The sequence below is a fragment of the Paraburkholderia sp. 22098 genome (genome assembly GCF_052045935.1).
Lineage (GTDB): Bacteria > Pseudomonadota > Gammaproteobacteria > Burkholderiales > Burkholderiaceae > Paraburkholderia > Paraburkholderia caledonica.
The window spans coordinates 130,665-149,141 of sequence record NZ_JBQEPV010000002.1 but is presented as its reverse complement, the minus strand read 5'-3'; the positions used below and the strand labels follow the sequence as shown (position 1 = coordinate 149,141).

Sequence of the window (18,477 nt, the reverse complement as noted above, 5' to 3'; positions counted from 1 at the left end):
TCCGTGGTGTGATCCAGGTGTCTTGCACCCGCGCCGGCAAGCGCGGGCTCGATGCGTCGATGCGATGTCAGGACGGCGGCCGCATACTCAAAGCGAGTACGCCCCAGCGACTGGCGCAATGCCGTCGACCGCTTCATCGTCGTCGAGATTGAATTCGCCGATCGCGCCCTCCGGCGTGTCGGCGATCTGTTCGAGCAGACCAACGTAGTGCCGCGCGAACTGCGCGATAAAGGCGTCGTCATAAAGCTCGGCGGCGTACGCAAAAACGCAGCGCAGGCCGCGCACGCCCTCGCGAAACACGTCGAGCGCGATTTCGAACCGCGCGTCGCTCGCGTCGGCGTCGACCAGCGCGCAACGCACGCCGCCGAGATCGAGCGCACGTTCGAACTCGTCGTGCAGCACGAACTTGATCTGCGCAAGCGGGCTGACGCCCGCGCGCCGGCCGACCTGCAGCGCGGCCACGACGCGTTCGAACGGCACGTCGGCGTTCGTCTGCGCGTCGATGCTGTCGTCGCGCACCTCACGCAGCAGCGTCGCGAACGACTTCGCGCCTTTCACGGACGCGCGCATCGCGAGCGTGTTGATGAAGAAGCCGATCAGCTCCTCCGTTTCGATCCGGTCGCGGCCGGCGACGGGCACCGCAATCGCCACGTCGTGCGCGCCGCTGTAACGCGACAGCAACGCAGCGAACGCGGCAAGCAGCACCATGAACAGCGTGGCGTTGTGCTCTCGCGCGAGCACCTCAAGACGGCTCGCGAGCACGCTCGGTATATCGGCGCCGACACGCTCGGCACGAGGCTCATAGGGACGGCCGCGCTCATGCAAGGTCGGCAGATCGAGCAGCGCGTCGTAGCCCGCCAGACGGTTGCGCCAGTAATCGAGTTGCGCAGCGAGTTCCACGCCGCCGTGGCCGTCGTCGGAAAATCGCGCGCCTTGCCATGCGGCGTAATCCGCGTATTGGACCGCCGGCGCCGGCAAAGCCGGCATGCCGCCGAGCCGCGCGGCGCGATACGCAGCCGCAAAATCTCGCAGCAGCACATTGATCGACCAGCCATCGCAGACAATGTGATGCATCACGATATGCAGCACATACTGCTCCGGGTCGCGGACAAACAGCGCCGCGCGAAAGAGCGGGCCGAGCGTCAGGTCGAAGGGCTCGCGAGCGCGTCGGCGCAACTGCGCGTGGAAGTCGCCGGTGGTGAGTTCCAGCGCGTTCACGCATTCCCAGCGCCACGCATCGGTCGTGTCAGTCACGGGCCTGACCAGTTGACGCGCCACGCCGTCGACATCCGCAAAGCGCGTGCGCAGCATCTCGTGACGGCGTACCACAGCGTCGAGCGCGGTTCTCGCGGCATGCGCATCGAGCGGACCGGTCAGCGAAAGTGCAGCAGAAATGTTGTACGCGGGGCTGTCCGGATCGAGTTGCCACAGCATCCATAAACGCTCCTGCGGCAGAGATAGCGGCGCCTCGCCGCGTTCGCTTTCGGCGCGGCGCGCGAGCGGCGCAACCGGAGCGAGCGCGTTCGACGGCGTCGCCCAGCGAGCATCGAGCGCCGCGGCAAGGTTCGCGAGCGTCGGGTGGCTGAACAACAGACCGACTGGCACGTCGCGATCCAACCGCGCGCGCAGCCGCGACGCGACCTTCGCGGCCAGCAGCGAACGGCCGCCGAGCGCAAAAAAGTCATCCGATGCACACGGCGTCGGCACGTCGAGAACCTCGCTCCATACTTGTGCGATAGCGTGCGCGGTGGGTGTCAGCATGTCGCCGCAACCGGCAACCGGAATTGCATCCGCCGGTGCTGTGTCCGTTTCGATGCGTGGCGACTGCCCGGACCTGGCGTCGCGCACTGCGAACGGCACGAGCGCGCCGCTTTGCCACGCGGCAACACACGCGCTGCGCTGCAGTTTTCCGCTCGACGTACGCGGCAAATCGCCCGGTTCGAGTAACAGAATCAACGCCGCTTCATGTTGGAACGCGTCGCCGAGCGCGGCCGCGATCGCGGCGAAGATGGTCTCGGGCGCCACCTGCCGCGCCCTGCCGCGCGGCACTTCGGCGGCGACGCCGATTGCCTCGGCGCCGTCGGCCGCTTCGACGGGGAACGCGGTGACGCGCCCGCGCCTCAGCCATTCGACGCGATCGGCCAGCACGGTTTCAAGATCCTGCGGATAGATGTTTTCGCCACGCAGCACGATCAGGTCCTTGCGGCGTCCGCAGAAGAAAAACTGGCCGCGCTCGACGAAGCCGAGGTCGCCGGTGCGTAGCCAACGTCCCGGAAAACCCGGTGCGTCGTCAAGGAACACCGCAGCGCTCGCTTCGGGATTGCGCCAGTAACCGCGAGTGATGCTCGGGCCGCTGCACCACACTTCGCCGACGTGCCGATCCGGCAAACGCTCGCAGGTATCCGGATCGACGATCGCGAGCGTATGGCCCAACGCGGTCACGCCGCAGCCGACAACGGCCTTGGTGTCGTCGTCGGCTGCGTTATATGTTTCGCCGTGCTTTTCGCTGTCGTTTCCGCGGCCGGCCGGCAACGCGACCGGAACGCGCCGCGCAAGCGCCGATGCAGAGAAGCGCGTCTCGGGTGCGCCCGAGCCGACCTCGACGCCCGTGAAAAACAGCGTTGCCTCGGCGAGGCCGTAGCACGCATACATCGCCCGTGGATCCAGGCCGTGCGTGCTGAAACGCGCGGCGAAACCGTCGAGGGTAGTCTGGCGAATAGGCTCCGAACCGCAAAACGCGACACGCAGCGACGACAGGTCGAGCCCGGCGAGTTGTGCATCGCGCACGCGGTCGGTACACAGCCGATACGCGAAGTCCGGGCCGCCCGTCACCGTCGCGCGCTCACGTGCGATGCCCGCGAGCCAGCGCGCCGGGCGTTCCAGAAAATGCAACGGCGAAATCAGCGTGACCTGGAAGCCGCACAAGACCGGCATCAGCACGCTGCCGATCAAGCCCATGTCGTGATAGAGCGGCAACCAGGAGAACATCCGGTCGCCGGCACGGCAACCCATGCCTCGCGACATTGCGCTGACATTCGCGCATATGTTCGCATGACTAACGATCACCCCTTTCGGCGACGACGTAGAGCCGGACGTGTATTGCAAAAACGACACCGCATCGGGCACCGCGCTGTCGATGCAAAAGCCGTCGCCGTCGCCGTTGCCGAGAACCTCCGTATCGGCGGCGTCGGGCGACAACAACGCCGCGCCATGCAAAGAAAGCTCGTCGCTGATGCTGGCAAACGACTCATGCGATGCCCGATCTAGCACCGCGATGTGCGCCACGCAATCGGCTGCGATGCGTCGCAGCCGCGCGAGGTGCGCGCTTTGCGGCGCATCGGGCGGATACGCAGGAACCGCAATCATCCCTGCGTACTGGCACGCGAAGAACGACACGATGTAATCGAGCCCGCTTTGCAGCATCAGCAGCACACGATCGTTCGGCGCGCCATGGCGGCGGAGCACGGCCGCGAGACGCCGCGCGCGCTCGTCGAGTGCCGCGTACGTGAGTTCGCGTGCGTCGGCGTCGCCGTCAGCGAGAAATCGCACCGCCAATTGATCGGGGCGCTGGCTGACGTGCAACTTCATCACCGAGACGAGGTCGTTTGCTGGCGCTGCGGCCCAGTTCGCGGTGTGGGGCGCTGTGTTGGCCGTTGCATTGGCCGTTGTGCTCGTTGCGCTACCGGCCGCAGAATCGGCAGCCGTAATCGCCGCAACGTCACCTGCGCCACGATCCGCCCTATCTTTTGCCGCGTTCTCCGCGGTGGCCGCACCCGCTGCATGCAGGTTCACGCCATCCTGGCGCGGCGTATTGATAACAGACATCCTCGCCTCCCGAGATTTACCGCGCGCCGCGCGGTCGTCTTCGCCGTGCACCGCATCAGCGCGGCGCACGCAGACCGTCGCCGACGCATGCTTGCGTCGACAACCTGAATTCGTCATTGCGGGGAAAGCAAGGCGTCTCTTGGGAGCGCCGTTATCTGCTGTCGGTCATGCAAGGCCGGCAGCGATGCATCGTGACGATGCGAGAGCCGGCATGCGCATGCCGTTCAATACGCGAAGCTGATCGGCATGCCGCCGCGCGGATGCGCGACCGTGCCCATCGGCACGCCGTAGATCGCGCCGAGCATCTTTTCCTCGATCAGCTCTGGCGCCGTGCCGCTTGCTAGCAGCCGGCCGTTCTTCAACGCGATCAGGTCGTCGCAGAAACGCGCGGCCATGTTGATGTCATGCAACACGACGACCACGCCAAGACCGCGCTGCTGACTCAGCGTGCGCACGAGATCGAGCACTTCGATCTGATGCGCGATATCGAGCGCGGAGATCGGCTCGTCGAGCAGCAGGCACTGGCTATCCTGCGCGACCAGCATCGCGATCCATGCGCGTTGCCGCTCGCCGCCCGACAGGCTGTCCACTGCACGATCCGCGAACCGGGTGATGTCGGTCAACTCCATCGCTTCATGAACCTTCTCGCCGTCGACGCCGGTAAAGCGGCCGAGCGCGCCGTGCCATGGATAGCGGCCGAGCGCAACCAGTTCGCGCACCGTCATGCCGCTCGCGGCCGGCTGCTGCTGCGGCAGATAGGCCACCTGTCGCGCGAACTCACGGTTCTCCCACTCGCGCAATGGGCGGCCCGCGAAACGCAGCGTGCCTGCCGTGGGCGACTGCTGACGCGCGAGCAGTTTAAGCAGAGTCGATTTTCCGGAGCCGTTGTGACCGATCAGGCCGCACACGCGACCTCTCGGCAGCGTGAGCGCAAGCGGATGCAACAACACCCGCTCGCCGATGCGAAACGACACGTCATCGAGTTCGTACATCGGTTCGCCGTGCACGGCGCGCGCGGAATCAATGGATAGATTGGCGTTCATGTGCGGAGGCATCCTGATCAGTTATCAACGGACGTGAGGTTCGCCGCATGCGCGGCGCCCGGCCCGTCCTCGACGATCTGGCCGAAATCGAGTTTGATAAAGCGCTCTGCAAGATGGAAGTAGCGGTCGTCATGTGTGATGACCAGCACGGTCTTGCCCTTCGCCTTGAGTTCGGGAAGCAGACGCTTATAGAACACGTCCTTGAAAAGCGGGTCCTGATCCGCCGCCCATTCGTCGAACACATAGAACGGCCGGTCCTCCAGATACGCGACGACAAGCGCGAGCCGCTTGCGCTGTCCCTGCGAAAGATCGAGCGTCGAGAACTTGCCGTCCTTCACGCTCACCTTGTGGTCGAGCTGCAGATCCACGAGCAGTTGCTGCGCGAGCGCGTCGAGTCCTTCGGTATGCATGCCGAGCAGTGTGTCGAACAGGAAGAAGTCGCTGAACACGACCGAGAAATGCTGGCGGTACGCATCGCGCCGTGCTTCGTCGACAGGCTCGCCGTTCAGCAACACCCTGCCACTTTCCGGCACGTACAAGCCAACCAGCATCTTTGCGAGCGTGGTCTTGCCGCTGCCGTTGCCGCCGATCAGATAAACGAGCTCGCCGCGCCGGAACGTAAGATCGATCGGCCCGAGCGTGAACACCTCATTCTCCTTCTCGCGGAAGTAACGGTGCGTGGCGCCGTCGAGCGCGATGGTGTCGAACGATGCGGCGACGGGCGGCTCGAGCATGACTTCGCGCGGCAGTTCCGCGTTGACCTGCTCGATTCGTTCGAGCGCGACGCGCGCCGAACTAAGGCTCGGAATAGCAGAAAGCACGGCCTCTATCGGCATGATCATGTAGACGAACACGATCGCATAGCCGGACATGACATGCGGATCGACTTTGATGTAGCGCGCGAACACGAAGAGCGTAAGGCCGATGAACGCGAACAGAATGAAGTTGCCCCAACTGGACGCAGCCGCATACAGCATGTAGCCGCGCGTGCGCTGCACACGCACCTCCTCGACGTTGCTTGCGAGCGTATCCTCGACGAACGCGCGTTTGCGGGCGCGATGCAGCTTCAGTTCCTTTGCACCGTCGAAGAGTGCGCGGAAGTGCTTGACGAGATCGTCCTCGCGTTTGCGCGACGCGCGCAGATGGAACATTGCGCGGCTGTGCGCGTAGCGAAAGCCTGCCATGCCCAGCACGATAGTCACGATCGCAACCAGTAAAATCGGCCACGACATGTAGCCGAGATAAGCAAGACAACCGACTATCACTGCACTTTGCATCGCGAGCGACGGCATGCTCACGAAAAACACCACGATGGTGTCGAGATCCTGCGTGAGCACCGCGAGCGATTTCGCCGCGCCCTGCTTCTCCAGCTGCGCGAACGCAGCGTCGCCGATACGACGAATGGTGCGCATGCGAAGCGTCGCCTTCGCCTGCTGGCCGAGCCACATGAAGAGCGACTGTGCGAGCGCGCGCATCGCCAGAACGCCGAGGCCGATCGCAAGGAACTGCCAGCCGAGGCGCGCGAGCCCCTGCGGCGTCGCGACCAGCGCCTGATTGATCAGGGCGAGCAGCGCCGCATTGCCGAGGCCGCCGAGCACACTTGCGATGGGTGCCGCAGCTATCATCCAGCGTGACTTGCTGACCAGTTGCAAAAGTACGGACATGAATCTCCTTTCGTTGCGGCATGAGAGCAGGAAGACGGCAGGTCGGCTCGCACTAGCGAATGCCGCAAGCGTCGTGCAGACGTCCTCGTGCGCCGGCCGCGTCAGTTATCGGCGCCTCGCGCAGCGTCTTTTTGCGCGAAGCCTCTTTCGTGTTCATTGCGCGTGTCTTGCGGAGCCACCTGACGGCGGGCCTGCATGGACTGCACTTGCGCTGACGCTGCGTCGCGTGCCTGCGCGCGGCGTTTCAGAAACGGACAGCGCTCCTCGATGGGCGCGTTTGCATCGTCGAGAAAGTACTGCTTCCATTCGAGATTGCCCGGGTCGCCATAAAAGCCGAGATCGGGATGCGCGGGAATCTCGTCCCATGTTTCCAGACGCTTGCGCACCTGATTGCGTGCCTCGCGGCCAATGACCTTATTCGTGATCGTATCGACAAACACCGAGCGCGGTTGAAACAGCAGCACCATGCCCGGCCCCAGGTTGCGGCTATGGCGCGCGCGAAACGACGGGCACGCGCACACCACGAACATCTGCACGCCCGCATATGAGAACTCCCACGCCTCGTCCATCGGGTCCGGCTGCTGGTCGGCCGCCGGATCCGGATCACCGTCGTGCAGCTGCTGCAGGATGCTCCAGAACAATGTCCGGTACGCATCGTGCGCAAGCGGCTGCGGGTCCGGTTCGAAAAATACCGCGATGTTGTTTCGCCTGTACTCGGGCTGCACGGCGAGCTCCGCGAACGTTTGCATCGTCGCGGGCAGGTCGCGCAAATCGCGCCCGTTGACGAACGAGTAGAACATCTCGCCGCGCCGCTCGGCCATCGTGCCGAAAAAGCACGGATACGCCGGATCGAGCACCTGCTCGCGCAGCGTGGCATACGAAGCGTCCAGCCACGCAGGCGCGGACACCGCCGCGCCCGTCGCTCTGCCGGCAATGATCCGGCTCTTCCAGTCGCTGACCTCGAACCGATCGGCCTCTGCGATAGCACTGTTGCCTGCTTGCATCGTTCGCTCTCTCTTCCTGACCCACTGTTGCGCGCGTCGAACGCGCGAGGCATCCCAGCCTGCGTGGCCGGAACGTCGATATTGCTGTCGTGGGGAAGAGGCGCATTTTTTGTCGATCTCCGCCGTTAGCGCCTGCATGGTGCCGCCGGCTCGTTGCTACCTTGTTACCAGCTTGTTGCCGATCGGTTACGGATGTACCGCGCAATCTGCTGCTGTCATGTCGAAGCCGCCGCCGGTTCGTCAAGCTCGGCCACGAGGGCCTCGACCCAATCGTTCGGAATGATCGGCTGGTGATACGTGCATTCGTTCGATACGACCGTCGAGCCGTGCAGCCTGCCATCCGGAATCAGCACCATGTCGCCTTTGTGCATCGAAAGCTGCATGCCGACGTTGCCCCAGAACAGCATGTCGCCCTCCTCGATCGTGACGAGACGGTGGTCGTTGTGCACGTGCGTCGTCGAGCACATTTCCTGAGGCTCGATGAAGGTCTCGCGGTCGATGCCGGGACACTCCGCGTCGATGCGCGAGCTGATGCGATGCGCGAAGTTCACATACTCGCGAATCGACGACAGCCAGCGCAACTGTTCGCCAAGATCCCAACGCCCGCGTTCCGCGAGGCGCTCGCCTGCGACAACGCCTTGTACGCATTGAGCACGCGCCACGTCGCCGAAGCCTTGCGCAACACGCTCCAGCGCACGCGCGCAGCGCTGCTGCAGCGCGGCCCTCAGTGCGTTGGAATCGGCCGGGCTGCGGCTGGCCGGTTGCAGATGCGCGCAAGCCCGTTCGAGCGCGAGCCCGAACGCCAGCCACTCCGCCTCGGCTGCGAACGCCGCGCCGATGAGCCCGAACGCGCGGTCCGGACGACGGGCAAGCGCATAGAGCAGATTGCATTTCGCGATGCTCGTCGGCAGATAAAACTGCCAGTACGCATGTTGCCGGCGCGTAATGCAGCTTGCCTCGGCCACGCGCTCGAACAGTGCGTCGTCAGGCATCTGACGGTGAAGGCTCGGACGCTCGTCGGGCGCGAGCATGTCGAAGAAGCCGCTTGCGCCGGCTCGCGCGAGCGCGCGGCGCTTCGATACCGCGAGCGCCCAGCGCTGCACCATGATGAAACGCAGCCCTTGTTCGAGGTAGTCGTTGCTCATCAACCGCTCGAACGTAGCGCTCCAGAATGCGAGTTCGTCGTCGACGATGCGCGTCAGGCGCGCGCTCACGGCGCCGGTGTCTTCGCGGGTATCGACGTCCTTCGTCAGGTATTCGAACGCATACGCTTCCAGGAACGGCGCAATCTGCGCCCCGAGTTCGCGCGTATCTTCGCGATAGAAATCTGCAAAACGCTGCCAGTCGGCGGGCTCGCTGCCTACCGGCGGGCGCGCGACGTCGAGCTCGTAGATCGACATCAGCGTGCGCCCGGACGCAAGCGCCGGCAGACGACTGACGTTGTGCTCGCGCACGGGTTTCATGAACTTGAGGAAGTCGAAGTCCTCTGGCCGCAGCGGGCGTCGATGGAAGTCGTCGTCGAGCAGCAGTTCGTCGACCGTCGCGCTGCGAAACGGCCCGGCCGCCGCAAACTGTTTGATGAGCGCCACATAGCGCTCGCTGTGCCCAACGAACGGCGAGAAATCGAAGATCGGCAGCGAAGCCTGGCTCATGGTCATTCGTTCCTTTTCCGGGTTGCCCCAATACTGCAATTAGTGATCACCGCGTGCGCGAGGTCAGCGATTCGCGCGAGCACTCCGCGCTAAGGGTTCGTCATGCCGCGACGTCTCGCACCGGTTGCGCCAGTTGCGCCCGTTGTCCATGCAGCAAGAGCGCTTTGGCCACGGCTGCGAGTACGGCTTCGCGAGCCGTGTCGATGAAGAAGTGCCCGCCGTCGAACCAGTGGACTGCGCATGGGCCGCTTGTCTCGTTTGCCCAGGCGTCGACATCCGCGCGGTTTGCCGTGGCAGGATCATCGCGGCCGATGAAGACGTCGATCGGGCAGTCGAGCATGGCGGATGTATTCGACGTTCCGGGCAGCATCGCGCGATAAGCATCGGCGCGTGCCGCAATATGCGCCGGATGCACGCCGCACAGGTGGAAATCGGCGCGCAGCACCGGCAGCATGAAGTCGACGAACTCCGCGTCGTCGAGCAGCTCGGCAGGTGTGCCGCCGCGCTCCCGCAAGCAAGCAATCATTTCGCTCTGCGAACAGTTAAGCCAGTGTGTTTCGTGCTTACGACGCACTGGCGAGATGGTTGCCGACGCACCGAACCAGACAGGAGCGCGTGCTCCGCGCTCGCGCAGCACGTGCATCAATTCGAGTGCGACGAGCGAGCCCATGCTGTGTCCGAACAACGCAAACGGAGCGCCGCCAACCAGCGCGAGCAGTTCATCTGCGAGTTGCTCGATGAGCGCGGGCCATTCGGTATGCGGCGATACGGACCGGCGCATGCCGTGGCCGGGCAATTCGAGCATGCGCGCCCGCACGAACCACGGCAACCGTGGCTGCCAGTCCCGGTACAGCGCCACGCTGCCGCCCGCATGCGCGAGACACACGAGGATTAGCGGGTCGGACATACGCGGCAGACCATTCGACGAGGTCATCGGCTGGACGCCCGTTGATCACGCATTGGGTACGCTTTCGGCCGCAGCGCTCCCGGCCATGGCCTCGCGCAAGCTCAGCGGACGCATATCCGTCCAGACCTGGTCGATCCATTGCAGGCATTCGTCCTTCTTGCCCGACTTGCCGGCTTCACGCCAGCCGGCTGGAATCGCCTTGTACTCAGGCCAGATCGAATACTGCTCTTCGTGATTTACAACGACAACGAAGTTGGTGTTTTCGTCACCCCAGCTCATCGCGGCTCCTGAATGAAGTTGTACGTCGGTTTGCGGCCAAACATGCCGGGCAGCCCTCGCAAAAGCGCGGCAGATTGCCCGGCAGGATTTGAATCACTACGCATTAAATGCGAATCATTTGCATTTAAATTTACTCGTTGCCCTTGATGCGTGTCAAGGTCCATCCCTCACCCTCTTTGTCTCCGGGCAATGAGGGCACAGCTTAAAACAAAATCATTCGCCAGACAAGCAAATAGGAATCATTTGCATTACCGTGCGTTTGTCGTCATTATCCATCCGACAGAAAACTCAATTACACCGCCATGGATACCTCTCAGATCCGTCAGATCGGCGACACCGGTTCGCCGCGACAACAAGCGTTCTTCGAAACGCTGCTTTCGCGCCAGTCGCACTGGCCGCTAGCCGAGCCGGGACCCGGTGACACCGAGCTAAGTCTGATCTTCGACGCCGCCATGCGGGCGCCGGACCATGGTGCGCTGCGCCCCTGGCGCTTCGCGCTGATTCGCGACGACGCGCGCGCCGATTTCGGCGAAGTGCTCGTCGATGTCGCGGCGCGACGCGAGCCGGCAACGCCTCGCGCAGATCACGAGCAACGGCGGCAACTCGCGTACACGGCGCCGCTCGTGATCGTCATAGGCGCGGCGCCGGTTCCCAGTTCGCACATTCCGGAATCGGAGCAACTGCTCGCGGTCGGCGCGGCGGTCATGAACATGCTCAACGCAATTCACGCGCTCGGTTACGGCGGTTTCTGGGCGACGGGCGCCGATGCGTACGACCCCAATCTCCAGGCCGCGCTCGACTTCGAGCCGGCCGAGCGCGTGCTGGGTTTCTTATTTGTTGGCACACCGAAATCTCGTGAACACTCGGCGGTGCGCCCACCGCATTCGTTGTACGTACGTGAGTGGTTGGGGCGTACATCGGTTTGAAGATGTCGACAGCGATTTGAACCGACCACCCCGCTTCACTAGAAGCTGCGCGAGACGCGACCTCAAGTGCAATTTCTAAGCACGCGCTGAAACCCGCGACGCGGTCAGTCATGCATCACCGCACACTAAACGGACAAGCGCATAACGTGTGCCGACAAATTCCGCCCGCATGGGCGCAGCCGACTAACGTTGGTCGATTTTAGACAGCCGGCCCTGTATTAAAGTGGAAATGCGAAACGACTTTGTAGAGGTGTCCCTATGTTCTCAGACGAATCCAAACGTCTCGAAACGCGGGACCAGGATGAAACACTATTCGGCGCGGTGTACATCAGCAATGTCGCGCCGGGCGTAGGCATATCGGACGTGGAATCGATTGTGTCGGTGTCTCGCGTGCTCAATCGCGCCGATGCACTGACCGGTTTTCTCGTGCACGCGGGCCGTAATTTTGTCCAGTACCTCGAAGGTGATCCGGTAGCAGTGAGGGAATGCTTGCGCCGCATCGGCAATGACAGCCGTCACTACGACATGCGGATTGTCGCGATTGGTTCGCTGGAAAACAGGCACTTTGCCGAGTGGTCGATGGGGTATTTCACCGGCGACATTCACGGCTCCGAGCGCATCGAAAATGTGCTGACGAGCTGGTCGGGTACGGACCGCTCACTTCTGGAGGAAGTCTGGCGCATCACGCAAGCTGCCAAAACGCTGCCGGAAGTGAGCGAATCGCATCTCGTAGCAGGCCGGTTCGATGTTCTGCTGCGACGCGGTGCGAAGTGAGCGGCGCCTTGTCGCGTCGTGGGTGATCCCGTCACTACCGTCCTTATGCCGGATCTTCTTCACGCGAGCCGCAGGAACATCCATGCGCGCGCAGTTCCTGCCCGTTGCGACCTTGACGTTGTCCCCTGGCATCGTCTATGCAAAGTACCGACAAGCGCCGTCATTGCATTTTCCATAACATGGCAGCGATCGTGCCCTCGTCCTGAAACACGGTCAGCACGTCGGGAATGCCCGTGATCGGCACGTTGTTCACCGTCAGGAAGAATACGATGCGGCGGCCGCTCTTCGCATCGATATAGCCGGCGAGCGCCTGCCCTTTCAGCAGCGGCATGCCCGGCGCGGCCGGATTTTCGGCGACGTACGTGCCCGTCTTCGCGTGCACCTGGCCTCTCGCTCCCGCTAATGTGGAATCGGCTTCAAAGTTGGTGACGGTGGCGAGCGATCCGTCCACACCGAGCACCGGCATCGAATTGAAGTACGGCGTAAAAGCAGGTTTCGCGCTCATACCGCGCAGCATCGCAATGACGGCTTTGCCGTTGGCCGTGGTCTCGCCGCCGCCGCTGCCGTCGATGAAATGATATTGAGCCGGCGAAATGTTGAACACGGTGGACAGTTCGCTCTGTTCCGCGGCAAGCGAACCGGCCATGGTGGTCGATCCGTTGTGCGCGAGTCCGAACTGCATCAGCGTCACGTCGGCCCCAATGTTGTAGCTGATTTTGTTGACGTATCGAACGTGCTGCGCATACGGCGCCGATGTCAGTTGCGCCACCTGTTGCGCGCTCGAATACGAGCCCTTCGCGGGCAGCAACTGCACAGGATTGGCCGCGACGGGGGCAGCCGTTACCGTTACGCCCGAGCGCGCGAGTGCTTCGATAAAGATCGTGCGCGCGTAGTTCGACGGCTCGCTCACGCGGAACGTGCGGATCAGCGGATATGCGTTGGTCAGAATGGGCACGTAACCCGCCGGCACGGTCCCGCTGACAGTGGCCACACAATTAGGCGCGCCGATGCACTGCGGTGGCTCGGGGTCGAGCCCGATCGCGAGCGTCGACGTCGCGCTGCCGGTCTTCAGCGTCGATTGCACGGAGAAAGCCGCCGACTTCGGCCGCCAGTCGAATGGAACAGCGGCGCCTTCGGCGCTCTGCGATAGTGTGACGTCGACGAGGTCGTCATTGACGAAGATCGGCCGCACGTTGAACTCACCGCGGAAGTTGAACGGTTCGAAAAGACGGTCGTCGATCACGACATTGCCGTTGATCGTGGTGATGCCGGCAGCCGCCACCTGCGCCGCCAGCGCGTTGTATCCCGCGAGCGGGTCCGGCGCCGACAGCACTGCATTGCCGAGCGAGTTCGCTTCGTTATGGTCGAAGTCGGTGAGCGCTATCGTTCCATCGGGATTGGCGCGCCCGCCCATCGTCAGATCTCCGCTCGCAACCAGGATCAGATTGCCGTTGAGCGTGCCGTTCGAAGCAACGCTGCCCTGCCGATAGACTGGCGTGACGAACTTGTGTTGCGCGCCGAGCGCGTTGAGCGCGTTTCCGGTCGAGAAAACTTTACGCACCGAGGCAATGAACATCTGCGAGTTGGAGTCGAGGTCGTAGACAACTTGCCCGGACTCGAGATCGACCACCAGCATGGACCAGCTCGCACTCTTATAGGCGGGCTTCTGCATTACCTGCATGATGGATGCAGGCACGGCTGTATTCGAATCGATAGACCCGCCGCACGAGGCCAGCAAAAATGCACCTGCAATCACGGTCCAGCGTTTGCACGCTCCACGGATTGTCGTCATTGTTGCGATCGTCGCGTTCATCGCAGGCCTCCAGATTCGATCTGTCTTTGCAAACTGAATGGCTCGGGCCGACGCATTGCGCGCCGATGACCGCGAGTATTCGCGCCGACAGACCCAAAACCCTGCCCACTATATTCCGCCGATAGCGGGGGCGATCGTCTTTTTGCAGCCAAAATCCAGAAAACCTGCCATGCCCTGCGTGAGTCGCTGCCGCTTATGCGCGAACTGCGAAGCCAGGCAGCGCATCGCGCAAAAGTGACGCACCGCAATAAGACCCGCGCTGTGCGCCACTACGGAAGGCTCGCACCCGCCACGCGAACGCCCGACCGGACTACCCCTGAGGCGCTTCCCACCCAATGCCAAGACTCTTCTGCAGAGACACGAAGTCCTTCAGCAACTCCGCCTGCCCTGCCACGACATTCTGCTGCGCGCTGAATTCCTGGCGCTGCGTGTCGAGCAAATCAATCAACGTCGCGACGCCCGCCGTGTAGCGCTGCCGCATCAGCGCGGCAGAGTGGGTCGCGGACGTCTCCACTTTCAGCAACGTCACGACATGCTCCCGCTGATGCCCATAGCGCGACAACGAAGAGTTCGCGTCCTGAAGCGCGCCGAGAACAGCCTTCGTGTAACGCGCCTCGGCTTCGTCTCGCGACGCCTCAGCCGCATGTACGCTGCCTAGCGTGCGTCCGAAATCGAACGCATTCCATTGCAGATAGGGTGCGGTAATCCAGCTGAAGTTGCTCTTGCGTATGAGATGGCCCGGATCGCTCGCGCTGAAGCCGATATCGCCGAACAGCGTCACTTTCGGGAAAAAGTCCGCCACGTGTTCGCCGATTTGCGCGTTGCTCGATGCAAGCCGCCGCTCCGCAGCTCGAATGTCCGGACGGCGCTGCAACATCGCGGAGGGATCGCCAATGGGCACCGTCGCAGGCATAGGCGGCAGCGGCCGGGCAGACGCCAGTTGCTGATCCAGCGCGCCGGGTGCGCGCCCGGTCAACACCGCGAGGCGGTCGAGCGAATCGCTCATTTGCGCGTCGAGCGGAATCAGCGTCGAGCGCGTATTTTCGACCTGCGTGGTCAGACGTTCGACATCGATATCCGCAGCCGTGCCGCGCTCACGCCGCTGCTGCGTCAGCGTCAACATTTTCTGTTCGATGTCCGCCTGGCGCCGCGCGAGTTCAAGCCGCGTTTGCTGGTCGCGCAGGTCGATGTACGTTTGCGCCACTTCCGCGGCAAGCGAGACCTGGGTATCTGCGAGATCCGCGTCGACCGCTTCCGCATTGGCCGATGCGGCCTCGATCGCGCGCCGGGTGCCGCCGAACAGGTCGATTTCCCATGAGGCGTCGAAACCCGCCGTGTAAAGTTGCAGCGGCCCCCTTCCCGATGACCCCGAACTGCCACCGGACGAACCCGCCGAACTGAGCGCACTCAGATCGGGCTCGCGCGTGCGCAGCGCAGCCGCGTTGGCCGAAAGCTTCGGCAAAGCGTCCGCGCGCTGCGACTGCAGCTGCGCGCGCGACTCACGCAGGCGCGCCTGCGCAATATGCACGTCCGGGCTATGTGCGAGCGCGGCGGCAATCAGATCGTTCAGTTGCGGGTCGTTCAGTGCGAGCCACCACTCGCGAGGCGCCGGTGCCGCGGTCGTGCCGGCCGCCGGCGTGCGCACGAATGCGGCGCCGCGAGCATCCTGCGCAACGGGCGGTGCACCGTGATAGTCGGGACCGACTGTGCAGCCCGGCAAGACAGACAGCGAAGACAGAAGCGCCGCGGCGGCGAGAGCGAAACTCGAGGGACGGTTGAACATCATGTGAGATCAGAAAACATTAGTGTCCAGCGGACGGAGGCGCCGGCGCATTCCTGCGCGGCGTCTTCAGAAGCAACGCAAGAGGAATGCAGGCGACGAGCGCGATGGCGAGCAGATAGAAAGTTTCCGAATAGGTCATCACGATCGCCTGCTGCTGGATCTGCGCGCCGAGCTGGCCGAGCGCTCGCATTCGCGAGTACGCCATGTCGCCGGTATGGGTGAACCAGTTCGCCGCATTGGCGGCAATGCTGTCCTGACCGATCAGTGAATTCGCGCTCACCGATTCACGGATCATTGCCGTATGAAACGTCGTGCGCCGGTCGATCACGGTGCCGATGATCGCAAGGCCGATCGAGCCGCCAAGATTGCGCGCCATGTTGTAGAGTCCCGCGGCATCGCCGGAATCTTCGCGCGACACCGCAGCCATGGAGGCCTGATTGAGCGGCATCATTGCGAGCATCTGTGCGGTGCCGCGTATGAGTTGCGACCAGACGAAATCGTGCCCGACGCTTTGCGCCGTCAGGCTGATGTCGAGCATGCAGCTGAGCGCGTACAACACGAGCCCGGTGATGACGAGAAGACGGAAATCGAACTTGCCAAGCAGCCGCGGCAGCACCGGCATGATCAGAAATGCCGGCAGCCCCGAGAGCAGCATGATCGCGCCCGACTGCTCCGCGTTATAGCCCGCCACCACGCCGAGAAACTGCGGCAGCAGATACGACACGCCATAAAGCGCAGCGCCGACCGCCGACACGATCACAATCACGCTCGCATAGTTAGGATTACGCATCAGGCCGAGGCGCACGATCGGCTTCTTTGCCGTCATCTGCGAAGCTGCGATCAGGAGCATGCCGAAAACCGATACACAGGTGAGCAGGACGATTGTCGACGACTCGAACCAGCGTTCACGCTGCCCTTCTTCGAGCACCACCGTGAGCGAGCTGAGCCCGATAGCGAGGCCGACGATGCCGAGCCAATCCGCCTTGAAGAAAGCTTCCCAGTGAGGCTTGTCCGACGGCAGTCCGACAATCAGCAGCGTCATCAGCGCAAGACAGATTGGCAGGTTCATGAAGAAGCACCAGCTCCAGCTGACGTTCTCCGCGAGCCAGCCGCCGACTACCGGCCCCAGCAGCGGTCCGAGCAGCACGATCAGGCCGAACATCGTCATGCCGACCGGCAACTGCGAAAGCGGCAGCCGCGTGCGGATGATGGTCTGCGCGGTAGGAATCAGCGCGCCGCCAGTAAAGCCCTGGCCGATCCGGCCGGCGATCATCATGGGCAGCGTGTGCGACCAGCCGCACATCATCGAAAATGCAATGAAGAGCGCCGAGTTGGTGAGCAGAAAGTTGCGCAGGCCGAAGACGCGTGTGAGCCATGCCGCGAGCGGAATCATCACGATCTCGGACATCAGGTACCCGGTGGAAATCCACGTACCCTCCGTTCCCGTCGCGCCGATTTCGCCCTGAATCTGCGGCAGAGCGGAGTTCGTGATGGAGATGTCGAGCGTCGCCATCAACGCGCCGAGCGCGCCGGCGGCGACGGCGATCCAGTCGCCGACGCTCGCTCGCTCTTCCCCGTGTGGTGCGGCAGGCGCCGCAGTCGCCGGCGTCGCGTCAGCCACGACGATTCTCGGCATCGATACGCGCATCGCGCTCACGCGCAGACCGCGTGTCGACATCGACCGTGACGGACAGGCCTGGCAACAATACGCTGCGCGTCTCGGCCCCCGTATCGATACGAATCCGCACGGGCACACGCTGCACAATCTTCGTGAAGTTGCCGGTCGCATTCTCCGGCGGCAGCAATGCGAACTGCGAGCCGGTGCCCGGCGAGAAACTGTCGATCACACCGTGCAGCGTATGGCCAGGCAACGCGTCAACATGCATTTCGACGGGCTGGCCGACCCGCATGCGGCCCACCTGCGTTTCCTTGAAATTGGCCAGCAAATAGGTGCTTCGTACGGGAACGACCGTCAGCATCCGCGTGCCGGGCTGCACGTATTGACCGACACGCACGGTGCGGTCCCCTACCTTGCCGCCGAGCGCACTGCGCACCACCGTATTCTCGAGATCGAGCCGCGACTGTTGTGCGCTTGCCTCGGCGGCTTCGAGTTGCGCGCGCGCCTGTGCAAGCTGCGCGGTGGCAGAGCCGATCTGCGAACGTGCGGCGTCGACCGCGGCTGCGTTTGCTGCAAGCGTGGCATTCGCCTGGTCGCGCGTGCTGGTCAGCTCGGCCATGCGTTCACTGCTTTCAGCGCCGGTCGCGATGAGCGGCGCGTAACGCCGCACTTCGTCGCTCGCATGCTGTGCACTCACGAGGGCCACCCGCTCTTGCGCCTGTGCCTGCGCAATATTGGACTGCTGCTGTTTGATGTCGGCCTGCGCGCGTTCTATGTCCGCCTTGCGTGCGTCGATGGTGGCAAGCGCCTGGTCGAGCGCAACTTGGTACTGGCGCGCGTCGAGATGCACGAGAGGATCGCCCGGCTTCACCATCTGATTGTCCGCGACATAAACTTCCGTCACATAGCCGGACACCTTGGGGGCGACCGTGACGCTGTCGGCCTGCAGATAGGCGTCGTCGGTGCTCTCGATAAAGCGTCCTACGGTCCACCAACGCGCGAGCCAGATACCTCCGGCAATGAGCGCGACAACGCCCAGAGCGATCGACACCGTGCGCCGGCTCGGACGGCGCATGCCTGACGGCGGCGACTCGTCAGCGGGTCGGGGACGGGACGGGGAATCTGCGGTCGTTGACATCTCAATGGTCCAATTATTTCCAGTTGGCAGAATTATTCCAGTCGATAGAAT

Annotated in this window: 13 protein-coding genes; 2 read left to right on the top strand and 11 right to left on the bottom strand. The window is 63.4% G+C overall.

Going from position 1 to position 18,477, the window contains the following annotated elements:
* Positions 1–87: 87 nt before the first annotated feature.
* The 7 genes from ACTJLB_RS04260 to ACTJLB_RS04230 all read right to left on the bottom strand — a co-directional run bounded on the left by ACTJLB_RS04260 (position 88) and on the right by ACTJLB_RS04230 (position 10,374).
* Complete coding sequence (locus ACTJLB_RS04260) at positions 88–3,825, bottom strand: condensation domain-containing protein (RefSeq protein ID WP_440782584.1); 3,738 nt, start codon at positions 3,823–3,825, stop codon at positions 88–90.
* Positions 3,826–4,049: 224 nt separating this feature from the next.
* A complete protein-coding gene (locus ACTJLB_RS04255) occupies positions 4,050–4,868 on the bottom strand; it encodes an ATP-binding cassette domain-containing protein (RefSeq protein ID WP_410802811.1) in 819 nt (272 codons plus the stop codon).
* 17 nt (positions 4,869–4,885) lie between these two features.
* Positions 4,886–6,532 carry a cyclic peptide export ABC transporter gene (locus ACTJLB_RS04250; RefSeq protein ID WP_440782583.1) on the bottom strand — a complete coding sequence of 549 codons (1,647 nt, stop codon included), beginning with the start codon at positions 6,530–6,532 and terminating at the stop codon, positions 4,886–4,888.
* Between the two features lie 101 nt (positions 6,533–6,633).
* On the bottom strand, positions 6,634–7,536 hold the full coding sequence (locus ACTJLB_RS04245) for a YqcI/YcgG family protein (RefSeq protein WP_440782582.1): 903 nt from the start codon (positions 7,534–7,536) through the stop codon (positions 6,634–6,636).
* A gap of 215 nt (positions 7,537–7,751) precedes the next feature.
* Entirely contained in the window at positions 7,752–9,188 is a 1,437-nt protein-coding gene (locus ACTJLB_RS04240) for a peptide synthetase (RefSeq protein ID WP_440782581.1), read from the bottom strand.
* Positions 9,189–9,288: 100 nt separating this feature from the next.
* Positions 9,289–10,122, bottom strand: a complete 834-nt coding sequence (locus ACTJLB_RS04235; RefSeq protein ID WP_440782580.1) for a thioesterase II family protein — start codon at positions 10,120–10,122, stop codon at positions 9,289–9,291.
* An 18-nt stretch (positions 10,123–10,140) separates the two neighbouring features.
* Positions 10,141–10,374 carry an MbtH family protein gene (locus tag ACTJLB_RS04230; protein ID WP_440782579.1) on the bottom strand — a complete coding sequence of 78 codons (234 nt, stop codon included), beginning with the start codon at positions 10,372–10,374 and terminating at the stop codon, positions 10,141–10,143.
* A gap of 302 nt (positions 10,375–10,676) precedes the next feature.
* On the opposite strand from ACTJLB_RS04230, the gene ACTJLB_RS04225 reads away from it, so the two are divergent.
* Positions 10,677–11,300, top strand: a complete 624-nt coding sequence (locus tag ACTJLB_RS04225; protein WP_440782578.1) for a nitroreductase family protein — start codon at positions 10,677–10,679, stop codon at positions 11,298–11,300.
* Between the two features lie 258 nt (positions 11,301–11,558).
* Positions 11,559–12,074: a BLUF domain-containing protein gene (locus ACTJLB_RS04220; protein WP_440782577.1), complete on the top strand. Its 516-nt coding sequence runs from the start codon at positions 11,559–11,561 to the stop codon at positions 12,072–12,074.
* Positions 12,075–12,234: 160 nt separating this feature from the next.
* Here ACTJLB_RS04220 and ACTJLB_RS04215 read toward each other — a convergent pair whose 3' ends face one another.
* The 4 genes from ACTJLB_RS04215 to ACTJLB_RS04200 form a co-directional block, all read right to left on the bottom strand.
* Positions 12,235–13,866 carry a D-alanyl-D-alanine carboxypeptidase/D-alanyl-D-alanine-endopeptidase gene (locus ACTJLB_RS04215; protein WP_440782576.1) on the bottom strand — a complete coding sequence of 544 codons (1,632 nt, stop codon included), beginning with the start codon at positions 13,864–13,866 and terminating at the stop codon, positions 12,235–12,237.
* Between the two features lie 331 nt (positions 13,867–14,197).
* On the bottom strand, positions 14,198–15,673 hold the full coding sequence (locus tag ACTJLB_RS04210; protein ID WP_440782575.1) for an efflux transporter outer membrane subunit: 1,476 nt from the start codon (positions 15,671–15,673) through the stop codon (positions 14,198–14,200).
* Between the two features lie 16 nt (positions 15,674–15,689).
* The gene (locus ACTJLB_RS04205) at positions 15,690–17,306 is read right to left on the bottom strand and encodes an MDR family MFS transporter (protein WP_051121046.1); all 1,617 of its coding nucleotides are present in this window, start codon (positions 17,304–17,306) and stop codon (positions 15,690–15,692) included.
* Positions 17,284–18,426: an HlyD family secretion protein gene (locus ACTJLB_RS04200; protein WP_440782574.1), complete on the bottom strand. Its 1,143-nt coding sequence runs from the start codon at positions 18,424–18,426 to the stop codon at positions 17,284–17,286. Before ACTJLB_RS04200 ends, ACTJLB_RS04205 begins: the two co-directional genes overlap by 23 nt.
* Positions 18,427–18,477: the final 51 nt, after the last annotated feature.